Genomic DNA, 18596 nt, shown 5'->3' on the forward strand with positions numbered 1-18596 from the left:
AGCGAATACACAATAATCCAGCTTACGAAGTTCGGCAGCGTCGTTGCTGTTTGAATAAAGCTTTTAAAGCGTTTTATCCTGATTTCGTTTATCAGTATGGCAAAAATCATTGGCAGCGGAGAGAGCGCCAGACCGATAAATGCAAAAATGAGCGTATTTTTCATGACGCGGATCATATCCGCCTTGTCTTTGAAAATTAACTCGAAAAACTTAAAGCCTACAAACTCGTTTTGAAAAAGGGGAATACCCGCCTTATAGTCATAGAAGGCATAGATCCATCCGAACAAAGGCATGTAGCTGAAAAGAAACACCAATGCCATCAAAGGAAGCGCCATATACAGCAAGCCATAGCGAGCATTATTTCTGTGATTCATGTTTCACCAGCTTTCAGTTGTAGAATTGAGAAAGCCGCACTTTCTGCGACTTTCTCAACGTTCTGCATGTTCTGCTGAACATTATTTTTTATCAACAGACATGACATACTCTTTTGAAGCGTTCCATTGCTTTTCCCACCACTGCCAGGCCGTATCTGCTCCAGCTGCATTGATATTCTTAATAAATTTGTCGCGTGCTGCGTTGAACTCCTCGTCATTCTTAGCCAGAATGAGCGTTGGGATTGCCTTTGTTGCGATTTCATCCATCTTGGCGTCAATCCGTGAAATGTCGGACGGTACGCCTCCGATGCCAATATTAATTGCAGTTGCAAGCGAGTTGCTCTGGTTAAAATGCTTGCCTTCAGCAACCATGTTCATCTGCAGCTCTCCAGGATATTCGACGTTGTAGAACTTGGCAAAATCCTTTTGTAGAGATGAAAGGGAAGCTATAAGTCCTTCCTTCGTTTGGAACAGATCATAGGGGTAGCCATTAGGGTCCTTAGAATTTCCTCCCGCACCAATGAAATTGGACATGCTTCCAATTCCAGTCTTGAGCCATTCATCTTGACTTCCTGAATTACGCAGGTCGAACGTACTTTGCAGAGGAGTAGGCACTCCGTTTTTATTCTCCCAGTGCTTTCCTTCAACGCCCGAGTAATGGAGACGGTTGCCTTCCGGGCTGTCAAGGAAGTCAAGTAACTGTATCGCTTTTTCAATGTTTTTCGACGTTGAAGTGACGAACATTTCCTTATCGCCCCAGCCGGCGATTGAGCGTGCGCCATACCATGAATACTGGCCTTCAGCAGGAATCGCCATAAACCCTTTGGTTGTGTTCAGGTCTGCTTGTTTCATAGCGTCGTTGTACGAGCCGACATCCCATGTAATTTTTGCGCCTACATACTGGCCTCTTGCAGCTTTTTCACTCATCTCCTCGGACTTCATTGTAAAGCTGTCTGGGTCTAAGAGGCCTTCGCGGCTAAGCTTGTTATATAACTTCATAGCTGCCCAGAACGGAGACTTATCTTCATCCAGATAGTTTTGGATAAGAGAGTTGTCTTTGACACTCGATGCATAACCCCAAGTGGAGTTGTTCACATAGCCCATGGATGCAAATTTCCCAATGTTCCATTGCCAAAGCCCATCTGCACCCGGGATACCGATGCCGTAAACATTTTGACCGGACTCGGTTGTAGGATTCAAATCCCTCATTTTCTTCAATACATTGACATAATCGTCATCGCTCACAATCTTGGGTGCGCCAAGCTGCTTGTAAAGATCCCAACGAACGACATAACCTGCCCAGCCTTCAGCACCAATATCCTCGCCTTCTGCGCTTGTGTTAGGTGTACGGAAGTACAGCTTCCCGTCCCCATTGCTTAAGAACTTACGAACGATGTCGTTTCTAGTTGTGTAGGCATTGATGTTCGGACCGTACTTGTCAAGATAGTCGTCCAGCGGAACCGCTATCTTTGAATCAAGAACCTGCTGCACATAGCTTACAGGAATTTTCATGATATCGGGAAGATCGTTGCCTGCCAGAGCAAGGTTCAGCTTGTCCGTGTCATACACAATCCAGTTTAGTTTGATGTTGAGTTTTTTTTCGATTTCGGCCGTCACATCATCCGGCCACCATTTTTCGTCCATTGGATTGCTCCCGCCGAGTGTACCGAAGGTGAGACTTACAGGACCGGTGCTCTCTTCGCTTGGGTTAGCGCTTTCATTTGTACCTGAGCTTGAGTCTGCGTCGCTAGCTTCTGAATTTGAACCTGGGGACTTACTGCAAGCGGCCAAAAGCATTCCAAATACAGTCAAAATCATCAATGAAATGAATAATTTCCTTGCTTTCATGTGTAATCGCCCCTTTTTGTTAAAATTCTTTGTTCGTTCAAACTTCTACTTAAGAATAACAAAACGGTTATAGTGGGCACTATAACCGTTCTTATCGATTTTTTGTATTATTTACAGATTCCTGGACTTTCTTACGATGAATTTTAATGATTACGCTTGTGCCACGACCTTCCATCGATTCGATTGTCAGCCCAGATTCGTATCCAGCCGCAAGCTTAAGCCGTTTATTGACATTGAGCAGTCCTATATGTGTCTCATGAAGGCCCTCCTCGTCACTGGTCATAATCTCCTTTGAAAACTTAAGATTATAGCCATCTGCCAATAACGGATCCATCCCTGCTCCGTCATCCGAAACGGCAATCGTTAAAAAGTCGCCGTACATTTTAAGTGTTATTCGTATAAACATCTGTTGGTTTTGAATGAAGGCATGCTCAAAACAGTTTTCAATAATCGGCTGGAGTGAAAATCGTGGTAGTAGATGTCCCTGAACTTGCTCGATATCAACCCCGTCCTCATACGCGACAACATGCCCAACCTGATTGCCAAATCTCAATTCCATAAGCTGAAGATAGTTTTCACTGAATTGCAACTCCTCACCGACTGTCCAATGAAACTCCTGCGAGCTGAATACAGGCCGTAACAGTTTAATCAACACGACGAGCGCATCAGCGACGTTGTCGGAGCCGGAAAGCGTTGCCATCCACCTTATGGACACGATCGTATTATAAAAAAAGTGCGGCTTGATTTGATTTTGAAGGGAAAGCAACTCCAGCTTGTGCTTTTCTCTTTCCATCAATTTGCTTTTATAAATAAGAGAATTAATGTTGTCAAGCATATTGTTAAATGCAGAACCTATTACATCAATCTCATAAACACCGGTATTCTGGTTTGCTTTTTGTGTCAAATCCCCTTTTCCGATGATTCGAAATACCTTGAGAAGAGCGTATAGCGGCTTCGTAACAATCATAAACCCTACCGAGTTAAGCACTGCTATTAATATCGCTACACCGATTGCTACCAGAATCATGATGGGCTTGATTACAGATACGTTCTGTTGATAAAACGATACAGGCATGGATTTTACCATCCACCACCCTGTGTTATTCATGCGATAGTATACAATCTCATTCCTCTCATTATCCGAAGAGACCTCAAAGCTGCCTGAGTTAGTCGTCTTGTCGATCTTGTCAAAATAGTAGGGAACTTCACCAAACCCGTCAAGGCTCGTACCTGAAAATAGTTTGCCCTTCTCATCCAGCATAACGATTTCGCCGTGTTCATCGCTAAGCTGCCCGTAGTATTGGCGTAGAACACTTTCTTTAAGCGACACAAGCAGGACATCCCCAAAGTTTTTTGAATTACGTTTTTTTTCCATTGATACGATTCCAGCAATGAATATATCGGAGGACTGAATAGCGTCATTGGTAGCAATCTGTGAGAAAAATTTTCTCGAATATTGAGTAGCCCATACTATTTTATAAGGATTATTAACAGCTTCGGCATATTCTATGGTCGAGAAAAATGGGTGTTTGCTATGATTTGAAAAGAATGTGCGAGGGCCCGATGTTCCTCCTATCTCCCCATTCTTCTTAAAAATGATAATGGAATTCATAGCATCATACGAAGCTAGCATTTGGTCCAATTTGGTTATTAGTTCTACTCTCCCCTGTGTTTGCTCTATATCGCCAAGTTCATTGTTGTGCATAAACGCCTGTACAGATTCCATGTTCTGCACCGACAGCGAAAATCTCAACGCATTGCTCAAAAGTAATTCAATGCTTGTTTCTATCTTTGAAAAGCCGGCAATTGTCGATTTTTCGTTTTCTTTCAGCAGAATATCCGTTACAAGATGAATAATGATTGCAAACCCAATAGTCAGAGACATTGTAATCACAATCAGTGTGATGAGGAGCATTCTATATTTAATATGACTGAATATTAACTTTAGCTGCTTCATGTTCAACCCTTTTTCTCCGTTTTAAACTGCATCTTCCTCCATTTACTGGGACTTACACCGATTTTATCTTTAAACAGTCTGCTGAAATACGCTTCATCATTAAAGCCGCAACTCGCTGCAATCTCGCTGATCGGCAGATCGGTCGACTCTAGCTGCGCTTTTGCACTTTCAAGCCTGAGATGATTTAAATACATGATGAAGCTGATTCCTGTTTGTTGTGAAAAGAGATTGGAAAAATAATTCGTGCTAAGCCCTACCATCGAAGCAGCGTCATTCAGGGTTATATCTTTGTTGGAATTACTCTCAAGATATTTGATGATTGATTTGATTTCACTTCTGAACACATGACTTCTTCTAAAATTTTCATACTTGAGATCATCGAAATAGATGCACTCAACTATTTCCGGCTGTCTCTGAATCGTCTGCTCAAATAAATCAATCAGCTCCGGAAGTTCTGACAAGTCATCAAACGTTTTTACCAACAGGCCGAGTCTGGCGGAACAAGTTTTTTCGATATATATCCAGACATTTTTAATATCCTCGTGTAGAGAGCTGCTTTTTTTATATAAGCAGATCAACCTGCTTTCCGTTCTACAGCAAACAATACCGTCAAATCGTTCCTTAAATATTTCTATGATTGCCGGTATCAGAATGTCTAGCTTACCATCTACAGGAAGAATGACTTCAAGCAGTATGGCATAGTCCTGCGTGTTACCCATTGTGCTTTTCATCGCCGTAAAAGATTTAAACTCTATTTCTTTGTCCATGGCATACTTTTGCAATAAACTCTCAAAATTTTTAGGTGAGTTTGTGTTTTTCGACTCAAGCTTCTTTCCGGAACTAAGATATTTCTGATGAAGCTTGGACAATGTGCTTTTCACTTCGCTACCCGTCATTGTCGCCTTTAGCAAGTAGGAAAAAATGTTGTATCTTGCTACCTCTTTCAGAGTTTCAAAATCTTCCAGGCACGAAATGACCACGATTTCACATTCGTCATCCTGTTCCCGTATTTGCCGTATTAGCTCGATTCCATCTAATCTTGGCATTCGGATATCCGTAAATACAATATCAGGGCGATGCTCCAGGTATAGAAGAAACGCAGAAGCACCATCAGGTGCATCCGCTACAACGGTAAATGGCAGGTTAGAATTTGAAATTGATACTTTGATTCCGATTCTGACTAGAAATTCATCTTCAGCAACCAGTACGGACAAATCTTTATACATTGCTCCTAGACCCCTTTTATAAAGCGCTTTCAATTATACGTAGAGTTAATATTCATCGTATATTGCAACTCTAATTCAACATCCCATTGTGGCTAGTAGTCTTCTTTAACTATTGCTTAAATAATTTTTCTCCCAAAGCTCGATCAGTCGACCTTCAGGATCTTCAATCCAAATAAACTTTCCAAATTCACTAATCTCTTTTTTCTTTGCAAGAGGTACACCAATATGTTCAAGATGCTTAATAGTCTCGTTTATATTATGTACTTGGAAATTTAACATCACTTGTTGTTCTGTTGGAAAATAACTGTCATTCTCGTTAAAGAAAGATAAGATAGTCTCATTTCCTAATTCGGGTTTTATCACAGTCCCATTCCAATTTTCTATTTCAATCTTCAACACTTCACTGTACCATTTTTTTATAACTTCAAGATTCTTAGTTCTCCAAAATATTCCTCCGAAACCTTTTATCATCTTATCTAACTCCTGTCTGTCATCAAATTTTTAGCTATCCGATTACATTTAGATATTCGAGAAATAAATTTAAGTTCCTTTTCAACTATACTGCCCGTTAGTTTAACCAACTTTAATATAATCCGATTTGTGCAAATCGTAAAATACTATGTCTTCGTAAATCCCAGACTTTAAAATATATTTAGGGAGAGTATCTTTAAACTTCATCCCAACTTTACTCATTACTTTGTAGGATGCTGGATTTTTCGTCATAGCAGCGGCGTAAATGCGATTTAACTGCAATACTTCAAAACCGAATTCAACTACGGTCTGGGCGGCTTCTGTTGCAAAGCCTTGCCCCCAAAATGGGTGTCCTACCCAGTAAGCCAATTCTGCTTCATTCTCTGTTTGGGATACGCGCAAGCTCATACAACCAATTAATAACTCATCCTCTTTCTTGACCATAGCGAATGAAAATATTTCGCCTTTTTGAGCCGCTTGTAGGATGCGTTCAATCCATGCTTCAGCCGCACCATCAGGATATGGGTGGGGTATAGAGAGCGTTGTACGTGCAACTTCTTCAGTTCCCGCCAGTGTTTGAACCATTTTTGCATCAGAGAGCTCAAATAATCGGAGCATTAAGCGATTGGTCTCAAATTTAGGGTTCATATCCTGCCTCCACTATTCATTTTATTACAATTACGATAGGAGACCATCCAATTCCTTTTTCCTAACTCAAAATATAAGTAACACTCACCACGCAAACCTGCCCGTTAATGCATACCATTTGGCGCATTTGTTCAAAAAAGAAGTAGGGATCAGTCTGATCCGCTATTTGATGGGGTACCGGATGGAAGTGGTCAATCGCTATTTGCAAACGACCCGGCTGACGATGAAGGAGATCGGCGAACTGAGAGCTAAACGTCGTTCCACAATTTGTTCAAGCGGACCGCCGGCATGACGACGAGCCAGTTTCGGGACAAATCACGTTCTCCGTGAATGGATGTCGTTCCATGTTAAGAAAGCTATGTAAGTTAAGTTCACCACATTCGATCTCTTTGATAATGGTGAGCATGCCCGTCACACAATAACTCTAGACATAAAAATACTCCCCTCATAGCAGCAGGTTTTTAATTTAACCTGTCTACTACTTGGGGAGCATAACACAAAACCGCTGGCCTTTACTTAAGACAAATGCAGCCTGCCATTAGACAATGCTTCCTGCATAACAGCTGATTGAGACAGTCGAAGCAATTCATATTCTATTAATATACCGGATTCTATTTGTCCTGTCTAATGAAAAGGAGGTCTTCATTCGATCCAAAGCGCCTCCCATACGTGCAGAACAGGTAAAGTAACGGATTGACGTCCCCCTTCCTCCACAACAGGGAGCTCTGTTCCAGAAATGAGCGCTTTTACTTTATGACCGGGTATCCCCTGCCCAAGAGACCATGACACTTTAATATGATGAACGGCTAAAGTATTCGTCAGCGGTCTTCTTCCCGCACCGTTCACCAGATGAATAATGAGTCCCTTTTCTTTCGCAAATACACTGACCTGCAAACCGGGAGAGTGCGACACCTCAACCGCTAATCCATCATCCGTTACCATGTGGATCAAATTATTTAATAGGCTGTAATGGTCATCCAGACGATACTCATGAATCAGCCCGCTCAACGGAAACGTCAATAATGCCGCTTGACCTCTCCCGTACCGGCGGCGAAGGACTAATGGAATAGCCGTACGCTTCACTAACAGGGAAGCTCGCTCCGGCGGAGCTCCGACACTTTCCAGCGGAGAAAATGGCGGCACCAGCGTCATCAGCACATCCGTACCTTCTGTAGGCTTCGCGTAAATCACTTTGCCGCGCAGCGCAATCAGCTCCGTTTGCTCCATGCCAGCCTGAAGCGGATTATGCTCTCCCTCAAACCGCATATAAGCGGCTGTAAGCTCTTCGCCGGCAAATACATCAGGCTGCACGCCAAGCAGATCAGATAATCCATCCCGCTCAGGCATACCCTCCACAAGGATGCGCCCCCCTCCATCTACGAAACGCCGGACCGCGGCTTCAAACGAATCGCTCCAGATCAGACCCAGAGGCAGCACAGCAATCATATACCCTTGCTCTAATCGTCCGCTCTCCACTTGCTCCGGCAGCAGCACATCAAACGGGATTTGGCGCTCCAGAAAGCCGTCAGCCCAGCCCTCTGCTGAGGAAGCGCTATTCCAAATTAAAGCGACTTGATGGTAAGGCTGCGCATCCTCCACGTAAGACTCTATTTTGCGAACCATCGCATTGTGCTCAGCAACAACACCCAGAATCCGTTTGTCCGTAATCGTGTCCGGCACACCTGTTAACGAATGCCAAATCTGCCCTCCGTTAGCTGGAATTTGACATAGCCAGAACCGGTACTCCGCATGCGGCAGGCCGGTATGCCTCCAATCCATGCCCGGACTGGAATGAACAATGCCGAAAGGATGCGGATAATCCGTAAGTGACCTGCCCAGCTTAATGCTCAGTGCAGGCTTCCAAAACTCTGGAATATGATGGCGGCCCAAAGATAATATATCCTGTGGCTCCGTACAGATCATATCCGCCATCTCCGTCCGCTCATACAAATTGTCCCGGTATAAATTGTAGTATAAAATAAGCGGAATGTGCGCAGCCTCCTTTTTCACCAGGGTGTTAAGCCGTCCGATATTATCCTTCAGGCAGCGAATCGCCCAATCCGATTGAAACTCTGCCGCAGTCGATGGAAGGGCTTCGCCATAGGCTGCCTTGTACTTCCGTTTGCAGCCGTCGCAGAAGCATGGAATATAACCCGGATTATTGAAGAAAATGCCATCAATCGGATAGCGGTTGATGACTTCCGACAATACCGGTGCCGCCACCTCCTCATTGCGGTAACCACTGTTCAGGCAGGTGGACATCAGAAGCGACCACGGCCCGGGACGGCGCGCGCCAATGACCTGCGGCTCACCCGCCGCATCTCTGACAAACCATTGCGGCTGCTGCAAATAAACAGAATCCTCCGCTTTGCTGAAATCAAACCGGGCGATAAACCGGATATTTCGTTCATGACAGGCTTCTATAACCTCCAGAAGCATATCGGAGTCAGAAGGTAAATATTCATTCTGCGTATGGAACGGCACAGCGGTAGGATACCAGGCATAAATTCCGCCAACGTTAAACACAATGGCATTGGCGCCCATCTCCTCCATTTGCGCTGCCAATTCCCGCGGCTTAATACGGACCGTATCGCGAACCTGCAGATTTGGCTGAATGATACGAAGCGGCTTCTTCCACCACGCTTTTATTTCATTAGGCATTGTCATCTTCCTCTCTCTTCTATCAGCTCCAGCACAATAGCCTCATAAACCTGCAATGTATCCAATTTCACAGTAATGATTGATAATGTTTCATCCATTACCCAGCCCACTTCTTTCTTCTCCTTAAGAGTGGACACCTGAACAGGCTTCCTGATTCCTCTCAGATGAACATGAATAGGGCCGATAGGAACCGGATCGCTGTAGGTCACGCCGTTAAATCCTGACATATTGAGCAGTTGGACGAGGATAGCTCCATTGCCCGTTTCGTTCACGAACAGCTCGACGCTGCCGGGCGCATCGGTCTGTACAAGGCAACTATCGCCTGTGATGTGGTTGATGACATCCGTCAGCAGCCATTTGTGCTCCTCGAAGCCGTGCTCATAATACGCCGTTCCAATCTGCCAAGGAAAATAAATCCCCCAGCCGGCATGATGCCTTGCGATTCCAACACCATAATAGCCGCTTCGCTCATGTCCGTAAGCGCGTTCCGGCGGACCGAACGAAGAGGGAGAGATAAAGGGTAACTGTACCTCCGTATCATCTGCAAAGGACATGTAGGAGAACTTACGGTCCACAAACACCCAGTCCCGGCCGATGAAACTCGGGAATAGCTGCTTATCATTCACCTCAATGTAGGCCGCATCTGTCTGATCTATTCCGCCTACCCATTTTGCTTGAAACAGCTGCTGCAAAGCCTCTTCTCCGTCTCCGTCTGTCAAGGACTGCCCTGTTGCGACAATGGTGACCCCCGACTTCTGAAGCTCTATTAGCGCTGCCAGCTCATCTTGCTCCATGTTTATCGCATGAGGAAGGATCATAAGCTTTACCTTACTCTTCAGCGCTTCTTTCTTATGGGGCAGCCGGGACTGAACAATGACATCGAACATGAGATGCTGCTCCTTGAGTATTTTGAATATGCCTAAATATTCAGTTTCACTGCCATAGGATGGCTTAATTAAGGCAATAGCAGCGACCGACTTCAGCTCCGCGAAATGCTGCTCATACTCGTGATGAAACCGGTAAATGTCTTTCACCGTCTCCAAATTAGCGCGGTCAGGGTAACCGTCGAATACGCCGATGATACAAAAATCGAGCCCCGACCCGCTAGCGATATTCTCAAACAGCCGGATTGCTGTCTCATGCCGGGATACACCCATGAAGCGGTATTGAAGATCAACCGCATTAATGCTGCAGTTGCTGACCAGCTTACCATCCCACGAATCCATCACAGACTTCACATTCTCGGAAGCCGAATAGAGCCACTTCGGATGGGGTCTTGTCAGCTTCGTATTGGATTCCTTGCGGACAATATCGACTGCATGCTCGGCATAGGTACTTATCGCGATCTCAGGGCTATGGTTTTTTACCATTGTTTGAATCCGGTCCAAAATATCCCGCGTCGTTGCAGCCTGGAACCGGCGGTACAAGCTTTTCGCTTCTGCAGACTGCTCCACCACTGCTAACGAAAGCCCTGTCATTTCCTGGAACCTGCTGCTGCAGTTCCCGCAATAGCAGATCCCATAATCGTTGCCGCTATAATCTGTCCGGATATAACCGAACATATTGAAGAAGATGCCGTCTACCGGATAAGCCGTAATCACTTCCTCGATCATTTGCAAGGCGTAATGCTGCTGGTACCAGCCATTCAGACAAGTATGTACAATCCCGCCATAGTTGACCGCAAGGCCTTCCTTCGTCCGGTAAAACCATTCCGGCTTCTTCTGAAAGATGCTTTCATGGGCTTTGCTGAAATCGAATCTTGCAATAAACCGCATTCCCGCAACATGCGCTTTCGCAACCGCTTCTCCGAGCAAATCTTTGTGCTGGTGAGGCGTCCGGTAATGGTACTGGAGCTTCGTCGGATAAAAAGCAAAAATTCCACCGGCATTCATCATCAGCACATTAGCGGAGAACTGCTTTAGCTCATCAATCAGTCCATCGACATCCAAGTTGGCATCGCATTCTCTTAAATTATGTTGAATCAGCCTGAGGTTATTTCTTTCCCACCATGTCATAGGATGACTCCCTTTCCTCTTGATTGGCGTGCAAGGTGATCCTGAAACGTTATAAATAAAGCAAGCTTCCGTCAGCTATGGAAGCTTGCTTTATTTATTTACGGAGCACGATATCCCATTCGTGAATTTGATAGCCGCGCGCTTGCTCGATAATATAGGGATCCTGCTTAACCATGTCTTCTACCTGCTGCTCATTTTCTGCCATATAAATTACAAGGCCGCCAGCGCCATCAACGAACCGGCCATTCGCAAAAATTTTGCCTTCTGCTGCACGTTGATCGAGATACGCCAGATGCTGAGATCTAAACGCTGAGCTTTTGTCTGCATCCTTCATCGGGAGAAAAACGGCATAATATTTCATCGATTACATGCCTCCTTTAAATGCGCGGTAGAGTGCGCTGTGATCCTCTGATCCATAGCCCTGCTCGATTAATCGGTCAAAATGTTCCGCGACTTGCCGTGTCAGATCAGGCTCATAACCCATCTCACCGGCATGCTGCAGCGCATTGCGCAAATCTTTGCGGTGAAGCTCAACCCGGAAGCCCGGCTTGAAGCTCTCCTCCGCAATGTTCGAAATCTTCATATCCAGGACGCGGCTCGCTGCCAGCCCTCCTTTAATCGCTTCATAAGCAACAAGCGGATCAACACCCGCCTGTTTGCCGAAAGCGATCGCTTCCGAGACAGAAGCGATGTTCATAGCGACGATCATCTGATTGATCAGCTTAACCGTATTACCCGCTCCCACATCGCCGACTCTAGTAATGGTGCGGCCCAGCTTTTCCAATATCGGCCTGACCTGCTCCACAATCTGTTCGGGTCCGCCGACCATAATCGCAAGAATGCCTTCAATCGCGCCGACTTCCCCGCCGCTGACAGGAGCGTCCAGTAAATAACAGCCCTTTTGCTGCAGCAGCTCACATAATTGCTTAGTCACCGCAGGATTAATCGAGCTCATTTCCATCACGATCATCCCGGTGCGTACTCCTTCAATGATACCGTTCGGGCCGGCGATAACCTCCTGAACCTGGGGGGAATCCGGGAGCATCGTAATGACGACATCCGCTTGCTCGGCCACTTCCCTTGGACTATCCGCTGTACGCGCACCTAGAGCGGTCAGTTCCTCAACTGCGGCACGGCTCCGATTGTGGACGATGAGCTTATAGCCAGCCTTCAGCAAATTTCTCGCCATCGGCTTCCCCATAATTCCTAATCCGATAAAGCCTATTCTCGGCATTTAGTGAGCCTCCATTCTTCGCTTGATGGAATGAATTTTTCTACTACTATTAAAACCTTCCATCTATATGAAGTACATGAATGAAGCTATACTGCATGTGTTATTCTACGATATAATTGAAATTATCCGAGGTAGAAATTGTTCAGGAGGTGCTTCTTCTTTGCTCCGTATTCAGTCTGTGTACTCGCATGACTTCAATGATAAATGGCAGCTGCAGAGCTACCCTACACAAAGCGATATTTTGTTGTTCTTAACGGCGGGAACATTAGTCTATTGGATTGAGGGGGAAGAGATCACCCTGCGGAAGGGGGACGTGCTGTACATACCCAAAGGAGCGATGCGAAGCGGAAAAGCACTTGACTTTCATCACCGGAACGTCGCTCATTTCTTCCATGACGTCGATGACGAGCTTATCCCGTTGCTGCAAAATAACCGTTACATCAAGAGCAATATGCAGCACAGCGAATATTTCAAACAGCGGTTCACTATGCTGATCCAGCATTGGATGAGCAAGCTGCCGCATTATGAAGCGGTGTGCCACAGCGTTCTGTTTGAATTGCTGGCCTTATTCAACAGGGAGGCCGATACAGGCGGCGTTCATTCCAGCAAACGGGGATTAGCGATGGAGGTAAGAGAATACATTCTACATCATGTGCGGCGGACAATCCGGATCGAGGAGCTTGCTGAACTGACGGGCAAGACGCCCAATTATATTAGTACGGTTTTCAAAGAGGTAACAGGCCAGACGCCTATCGGCTTTCATCATATGGTTCGTATTGCTGAAGCCCGCGAAATGCTGCTCAACACAAACCTTGCTATTGGTGAGATTGCCGACTATTTAGGGTTTTGTGATGCGTTCTATTTCCACCGCGTGTTTAAGAAGATGACGGGGATGTCGCCTTCAGCGTTTGTTAAGGCGAATCAGTGTTAACTATTCTGAAAACCAGTGCGTAAATACGCCGTGCAGCCCATCGGACGATGGCCTGCAGCAACCCTGTTAATATTCCGCTGGAATAAGCAAGGTGCGAATCACAGAGGCGACCGAATGTTAAATCCAAGCAGGAGCGTTACTCATAGCTTCCCTAAGCGCCATGGGAAATTGAGTCACACCGATGATAACGTCGATACCAAGCGCATGCAGCGACTACGTATCCAAAGCAATACCTCGGGATACGTAAACGATCGGTTTCTTGGAGAGAGCCGCGACGCCAGCGGGCGGCTTTCCGAACGCCGTTTGTAAGTCGGTGCGTCCATCGCCTGTGATCACAAGGTCTACCTCTTGTACCCATTTCTCAAATTGAATCGCCTCTAGGACGATATCGATTTCCCGGCTCATCCGGGCGGACAGAAAGGCGATCAGGCCTGCTCCGAGGCCCCCGCTGCTCCCGCTCCCGGCAATTTCTGAATGTCCAGGCCAAGATGTTTATTTATGACTCTGCTAAAATTCCGCAAACCGTCTTCCAGCATTTGCGCCATTTCTTTCCTAGCCCCTTTCTGGGGACCGAAGTCGAAGGATGCACCATCGGATCCGCACAAAGGATTGGTAACATCACTCCTGCCCGTTAGCTTAATAAAATGAGCAGGCCACCGCAGCGCCTGCTCATCCATATGTTTAACAACTATCGTTCCCCGTTAGTTTAACCAACTGTGGTTTCTACTGTCACATTTTCTTTATAAAGATTCATTGGTCTTTCCGCTTCAGTTGAATACTCATCTATATGCATTTAATTTCCGAGTTTTATGATTCTGCAATGAGCCCCTTTACTTTTGATTCAAAATTATCCCATCTTGTTTCATACCCTACATTATAGTTCCACCCGCTTGAACGGAGCTTCTCGCCTAAATAAATATAGTCGGTTCGTTGCTTATCGGTTAGGCTAACCTCTAAGGTTTCACCAAGCTTGAACTCTTTCAAGTAATTATGCAGCTTCCAAAGAATTTCTTCCTTATCATCATCTCTTTCCATTCCAATGTGTAAGATAACTGAATCAATCGCATCATCTAATTTTTGGGTAACAAGAGGTTCGTTTCCCCAATTATTATTTAATTGATACTGTATAGTTGCTTCTAATTGGGTTAGGTCTCGGTAAATGTACGCATTCAATAACTCATATTTCAATTCTTGATTCTTGCTGACATGTTTATGATTCATAAATAAGGCCACATTACCAAGTAGTGATATTACTAAAAGTACTTTAATCCAGTCTTCTTTCCTCATAATTCCTCCAATCTCTCCTACCTTCTTATTAAGTTAACCTTACTTTGGCATTTAGTTCATACTGCTGCCGTTAGCGCAATGACTGCAGCCAAAAAATCACCACACCAATTGAGGTCAATGATTCCGCCTTCTTCTTGGATACTCAAGTATAGCAAGACCAATTTTTCTAAAATGATATTTTCCTCCAAATAAATAGCTCCTTACCATAACATAAAGAAATTCGCACTTTCTTCGTTGCTGTTTGTTATTTTAACGAAGGCTAATGTCGATCATATTGGCATTCTACCATCTTATTTTAATGAGCTATTGTTCTCCGTTAACTTAACTTTAAATCCTTCCGTTATCGCCAACCCTCTTTATTTTCAAATGTTTCGAAGCTGCAACCTGTCTCATAATTATATTCCTTACCCTTTAATGCTTAAACTTCTGTCCCTTAATAGCCATAAAAATGCACCCCTAAGAATTCATCGGAACAACCAGTTGGTTTTCCAATGTCTCTTCTATGGGGTGCACTTCACAATAAATGAACGAGGGCTTTCTTTTTCGTTATTATACTTTGCTGCCGACGGTGAAGGTCGTCGAAGCTACGGCATCGTAGCCGCCGCCGTAGAAATAAACGAATTTGTACGTCGAACCCTCTTTGTACCTGTCCGGGTAACCGATATTCCTCGGATCATACGTAAATTTGCATGTACCGTCCGTCACTTGCGTGTACATCCACCAGATCGAGGCGAATTCTCCCGGCTTTTCATTCACTTCGTATAACCCGATCCAATCGCTCTGGGGTGCTCTGGCGTTCTCGACAGTAACTTCTATCGTATCTTGTACGCCAAGTAATTCATTTTTCGACAAAGTTATCGTTACATTCTTGACTACGCCGTCGAGCGTTTTACCCAGCGCCTTTAAAGATTCTCTGCTTTCATTGCCATATGCGTCAAGGGCATGGACCTCGATCTTGTACGTCGTGTTCGGCTGCAGTCCGTCGAGGTTCAGCATCAACGGATTCGGGACCGGATCTTTGTAAAATTCCGAGAACGCGAGATATTCCTTGGCAACTTCCCCTGTTCCCGCGTTTTTTGCGACGATTTTATAGTCATGGACGAGCAGATTGTCTTTCGCTTGCGTCAGCATAACGGTCAGCCCGGTTAAAGTCGTTTTGTCGTCAACGACGGATAGCATCGCGTCCCTGTTGAAAAAAGGAGCATGCTTGTCCTTTCTAGCGTCCGTATATTTGAAGTTGCGTTTATTGGCGGGAAAGCTAATTTCAAATGGTTCGCCCGTCCAGTCATTGTTATGGATATCGCGGCGTTTGATCAGTACCTTGTTGTTGTGAACCTCAACGATGAGGGCTTGGTTTAAGACATCGGCGCCTTCGGGAACTTCCCCTTGGATTCTTCCGGCATCGAGCCACAGATAAGCACCGGTAGAAGTTCCGATGGTCGTGAAATCCTTTTGATGAATGATTCTGGGATCGTCCAACGGGTAGTGTGTATGGCCGGAGAACGAGATGACTTGCGGGTACGGTTTCAAAGTATCGTAGAACAGATCTCTGTTGACCGTGAAGCCCCATTCGCTGCCGTAGATCGTGCCGATGATCGGTTGGTGATGGAAGACGAAGATCGGTTTCTTCGGATCGTCTTCGTGCGCCAGCTTCAGCTTCTCGCTGAGCCATGCGATTTGCGTTTCGGTGAAAGTTCCTTCCGTCGTGCCGTCTTCCGTGCCCAGAACGATAAAATGATACCCTTTAATCACCTTGTGAAAATAAATAGATTTCATTCCTGTTTTTTCGAGAAACAGATTTTGGGCATCGGCAACAGATAAACCGTTCCAGTAGTCATGATTGCCTATGGCGCACAGGGAGACCGCATCGGCTTGTTTTTTTGCGTTGTAGACGGCCAACAAGTCGTCATATTCTTTTATCGCGCCGTCATCGGTCAAATCTCCCACCATCATGAACGCATCTTGACTCGGGGCCGCCCGGTTCAACTGATCCATCGTTTCGGAGAATTTTTTCAGGTTTTGGTCGTTGGAGGTCTGGATGTGAATATCGCTGATCACCGGGAAGATGAGATCAGGTTTATTCCAATTCGTCTGCCGTGCGGAAGAATCGGACTCCGCTAGCGCTTTCAAAGGATGAAGTGTGTCCGCAAGCGACAAGCCGATTACAGCTCCGGCGAGCTGGGTCGATCTTTTTAAAAAGGTGAGTCGATCCATTCCCTGATCCGTAACGTCTTTCTTGCTTTCGTTCGTCTGTCGATTTTGCTTGTCTTCTTTCATCATCTTGTACCTCACTTTCATGTTAAATTTGTCTTTCATTCTATCAAACTATAATCGACCATCGTAAAGCGGTTGTAAGAGAAATAATAAAAATAAGTAAATATGATCGCGCTCCGGACAACGGTTGTTGCAGCCGGGTAACATCGGCCGGCGGGGGCGGACGATCCAGCCTATTAGCGTGGGTATCGAGCTATAGTTCTCCGTTGAATCCTGGCTAACAGGAGAGTAGCCTTTCCTGTAGCACAACCTAGACTGCCGCTGTTTTATTGAGCTATCGTTCTCCGTTAGTTCAATCATTTTCTTCACCCTTGGTTAGATTGAAATACAAAAACATCGCTCAATCTCTGCTAATCCATAATCATGTCAACAACTTGTTTCGCGATCGTAGCATAGGATTCGAACTGGTCTGGACTTCGATCAATAGCCCACCTGAGGTTATCGAATGCTCTTAATAGCAGCAAATGTCTCATATCAGCAAGGTCTTCTACACTTATGCCGTACCCGTCTAAAAATGCTTTGAATTCTTCTATAGTCGGATCTCCGTCTAGGAATTGACACTGCATCACACTAATAATATCTCCATGCGGTACCGTTCTAACTTCTGCATTGCCCCAATCTAATAATATTACTTGTCCTGTTTGATTGACAATCGTGTTCTTCAATGAGATATCTCCATGGATTAAACCGAAGCGGAACGTTTCTTTCTTCAAATTCTCAAACAGTTTTCGTACTCTCTGCGATTTCATCTGAGTGATTACTCCATGCTCAATCAACCGATCATACTCCGTCAAACTATTGATATTATATTGCACATACCCTAGCCAACTGCCGTCCGATCCTGCATGAGAAGGTGATTGAAACTCACCTATTTCTGGATCAATCAGATTTTCCCCATATCCCTTCACTTGGATCGAATGAATTAGTTTGGCATAATTGCCAAGCTGCCTCCAAACATCGGACTTGAGAACCGTACTGTCTAACCCGTTGTCTCCATCAACAAAAGCTTGAATCATATATGCGGTTTCATCAACTATACCAATGGACAACACCTCAGGTCCGGGAATGCCAATTGCAGCAGCTTGTTCAATACACCATTTTTCTTTCACGTAGCTTGGATATGTACCTGAATCATTCATGCGAACAACGACTTTATGACTCTCTGTTTCGACTACGCAAACCTGATTTACGAAGCCTTTTCCTATGATCTGGTACGAAGCTTTTACTTGTTCCAGAAGAAAATCGCCTGCAATTCGTTCTGCTTGTGTAACTACAGAGTCTTCCATAGTCTCTTTCATCCCCCTCAAATGTCGTGCTTCGAATAGTTTACAACTTACTTTTTTGGAAAGTACGTTTATAACAAAACTATACTGCCCTTTAGCGTAACGAGGCTGCCGTTGAATCCACGGCAGCCTCGTTGTCTAGTTTATTGAACTATCATTCTCCGTTAGCGTAACCACCATTGTCTTTATAATCACTAAAGAACTGTGGTCGAATAACTCCCAACTATATGTACCTGATGTTCAAACGTTTCAAGAATTCTAATTGCTTTAACCATTCGTTGGTCATTTTGAGCTACTTCAGATTCGATTAGAAAACGATATGTCCCTAATTTCTTGCCAGTTGGTCGCGATTCGATCCACGTGAGGTTAATCCCCAGTGCAGAGAAT

The 18596-nt window shown here is 45.0% G+C and carries 14 protein-coding genes and 3 pseudogenes; 1 reads left to right on the forward strand and 16 read right to left on the reverse strand.

Annotated features, from left to right (window positions below; translation table 11 throughout):
• From AC1DLI_RS33490 to AC1DLI_RS33535, 10 genes and pseudogenes are all read right to left on the reverse strand, one after another.
• Positions 1-374: pseudogene (locus AC1DLI_RS33490) on the reverse strand (sugar ABC transporter permease); the annotation flags it as partial.
• Between the two features lie 81 nt (positions 375-455).
• Positions 456-2222: a type 2 periplasmic-binding domain-containing protein gene (locus tag AC1DLI_RS33495; RefSeq protein ID WP_477609916.1), complete on the reverse strand. Its 1767-nt coding sequence runs from the start codon at positions 2220-2222 to the stop codon at positions 456-458.
• Between the two features lie 91 nt (positions 2223-2313).
• Positions 2314-4179: a sensor histidine kinase gene (locus AC1DLI_RS33500; protein WP_477609942.1), complete on the reverse strand. Its 1866-nt coding sequence runs from the start codon at positions 4177-4179 to the stop codon at positions 2314-2316.
• A gap of 2 nt (positions 4180-4181) precedes the next feature.
• Complete coding sequence (locus AC1DLI_RS33505) at positions 4182-5405, reverse strand: response regulator transcription factor (RefSeq protein WP_477609918.1); 1224 nt, start codon at positions 5403-5405, stop codon at positions 4182-4184.
• Between the two features lie 105 nt (positions 5406-5510).
• Complete coding sequence (locus AC1DLI_RS33510; protein ID WP_477609920.1) at positions 5511-5876, reverse strand: VOC family protein; 366 nt, start codon at positions 5874-5876, stop codon at positions 5511-5513.
• Between the two features lie 102 nt (positions 5877-5978).
• The gene (locus AC1DLI_RS33515) at positions 5979-6524 is read right to left on the reverse strand and encodes a GNAT family N-acetyltransferase (protein ID WP_477609922.1); all 546 of its coding nucleotides are present in this window, start codon (positions 6522-6524) and stop codon (positions 5979-5981) included.
• A 642-nt stretch (positions 6525-7166) separates the two neighbouring features.
• Entirely contained in the window at positions 7167-9185 is a 2019-nt protein-coding gene (locus tag AC1DLI_RS33520) for a family 10 glycosylhydrolase (protein WP_477609924.1), read from the reverse strand.
• A gap of 2 nt (positions 9186-9187) precedes the next feature.
• Complete coding sequence (locus AC1DLI_RS33525; protein ID WP_477609926.1) at positions 9188-11200, reverse strand: family 10 glycosylhydrolase; 2013 nt, start codon at positions 11198-11200, stop codon at positions 9188-9190.
• A gap of 94 nt (positions 11201-11294) precedes the next feature.
• Positions 11295-11561, reverse strand: a complete 267-nt coding sequence (locus AC1DLI_RS33530; protein WP_477609928.1) for a YciI family protein — start codon at positions 11559-11561, stop codon at positions 11295-11297.
• A 3-nt stretch (positions 11562-11564) separates the two neighbouring features.
• Positions 11565-12434, reverse strand: a complete 870-nt coding sequence (locus tag AC1DLI_RS33535; RefSeq protein WP_477609930.1) for a 2-hydroxy-3-oxopropionate reductase — start codon at positions 12432-12434, stop codon at positions 11565-11567.
• 160 nt (positions 12435-12594) lie between these two features.
• On the opposite strand from AC1DLI_RS33535, the gene AC1DLI_RS33540 reads away from it, so the two are divergent.
• Entirely contained in the window at positions 12595-13365 is a 771-nt protein-coding gene (locus AC1DLI_RS33540) for a helix-turn-helix transcriptional regulator (RefSeq protein WP_477609932.1), read from the forward strand.
• Positions 13366-13578: 213 nt separating this feature from the next.
• Here AC1DLI_RS33540 and AC1DLI_RS33545 read toward each other — a convergent pair.
• The 6 genes and pseudogenes from AC1DLI_RS33545 to AC1DLI_RS33570 all read right to left on the reverse strand — a co-directional run.
• A pseudogene (locus tag AC1DLI_RS33545) lies at positions 13579-14042 on the reverse strand (glycerate kinase).
• 130 nt (positions 14043-14172) lie between these two features.
• The gene (locus AC1DLI_RS33550; RefSeq protein WP_477609934.1) at positions 14173-14652 is read right to left on the reverse strand and encodes a hypothetical protein; all 480 of its coding nucleotides are present in this window, start codon (positions 14650-14652) and stop codon (positions 14173-14175) included.
• 56 nt (positions 14653-14708) lie between these two features.
• Positions 14709-14840 carry a hypothetical protein gene (locus AC1DLI_RS33555; protein WP_477609936.1) on the reverse strand — a complete coding sequence of 44 codons (132 nt, stop codon included), beginning with the start codon at positions 14838-14840 and terminating at the stop codon, positions 14709-14711.
• A gap of 361 nt (positions 14841-15201) precedes the next feature.
• On the reverse strand, positions 15202-16932 hold the full coding sequence (locus tag AC1DLI_RS33560) for a metallophosphoesterase family protein (RefSeq protein ID WP_477609938.1): 1731 nt from the start codon (positions 16930-16932) through the stop codon (positions 15202-15204).
• 344 nt (positions 16933-17276) lie between these two features.
• Complete coding sequence (locus AC1DLI_RS33565; protein ID WP_477609940.1) at positions 17277-18212, reverse strand: phosphotransferase family protein; 936 nt, start codon at positions 18210-18212, stop codon at positions 17277-17279.
• A gap of 191 nt (positions 18213-18403) precedes the next feature.
• Positions 18404-18596 (reverse strand): annotated as a pseudogene (locus tag AC1DLI_RS33570) (prephenate dehydratase); the annotation flags it as partial.

Source organism: Paenibacillus sp. 01T443, from assembly GCF_056398325.1.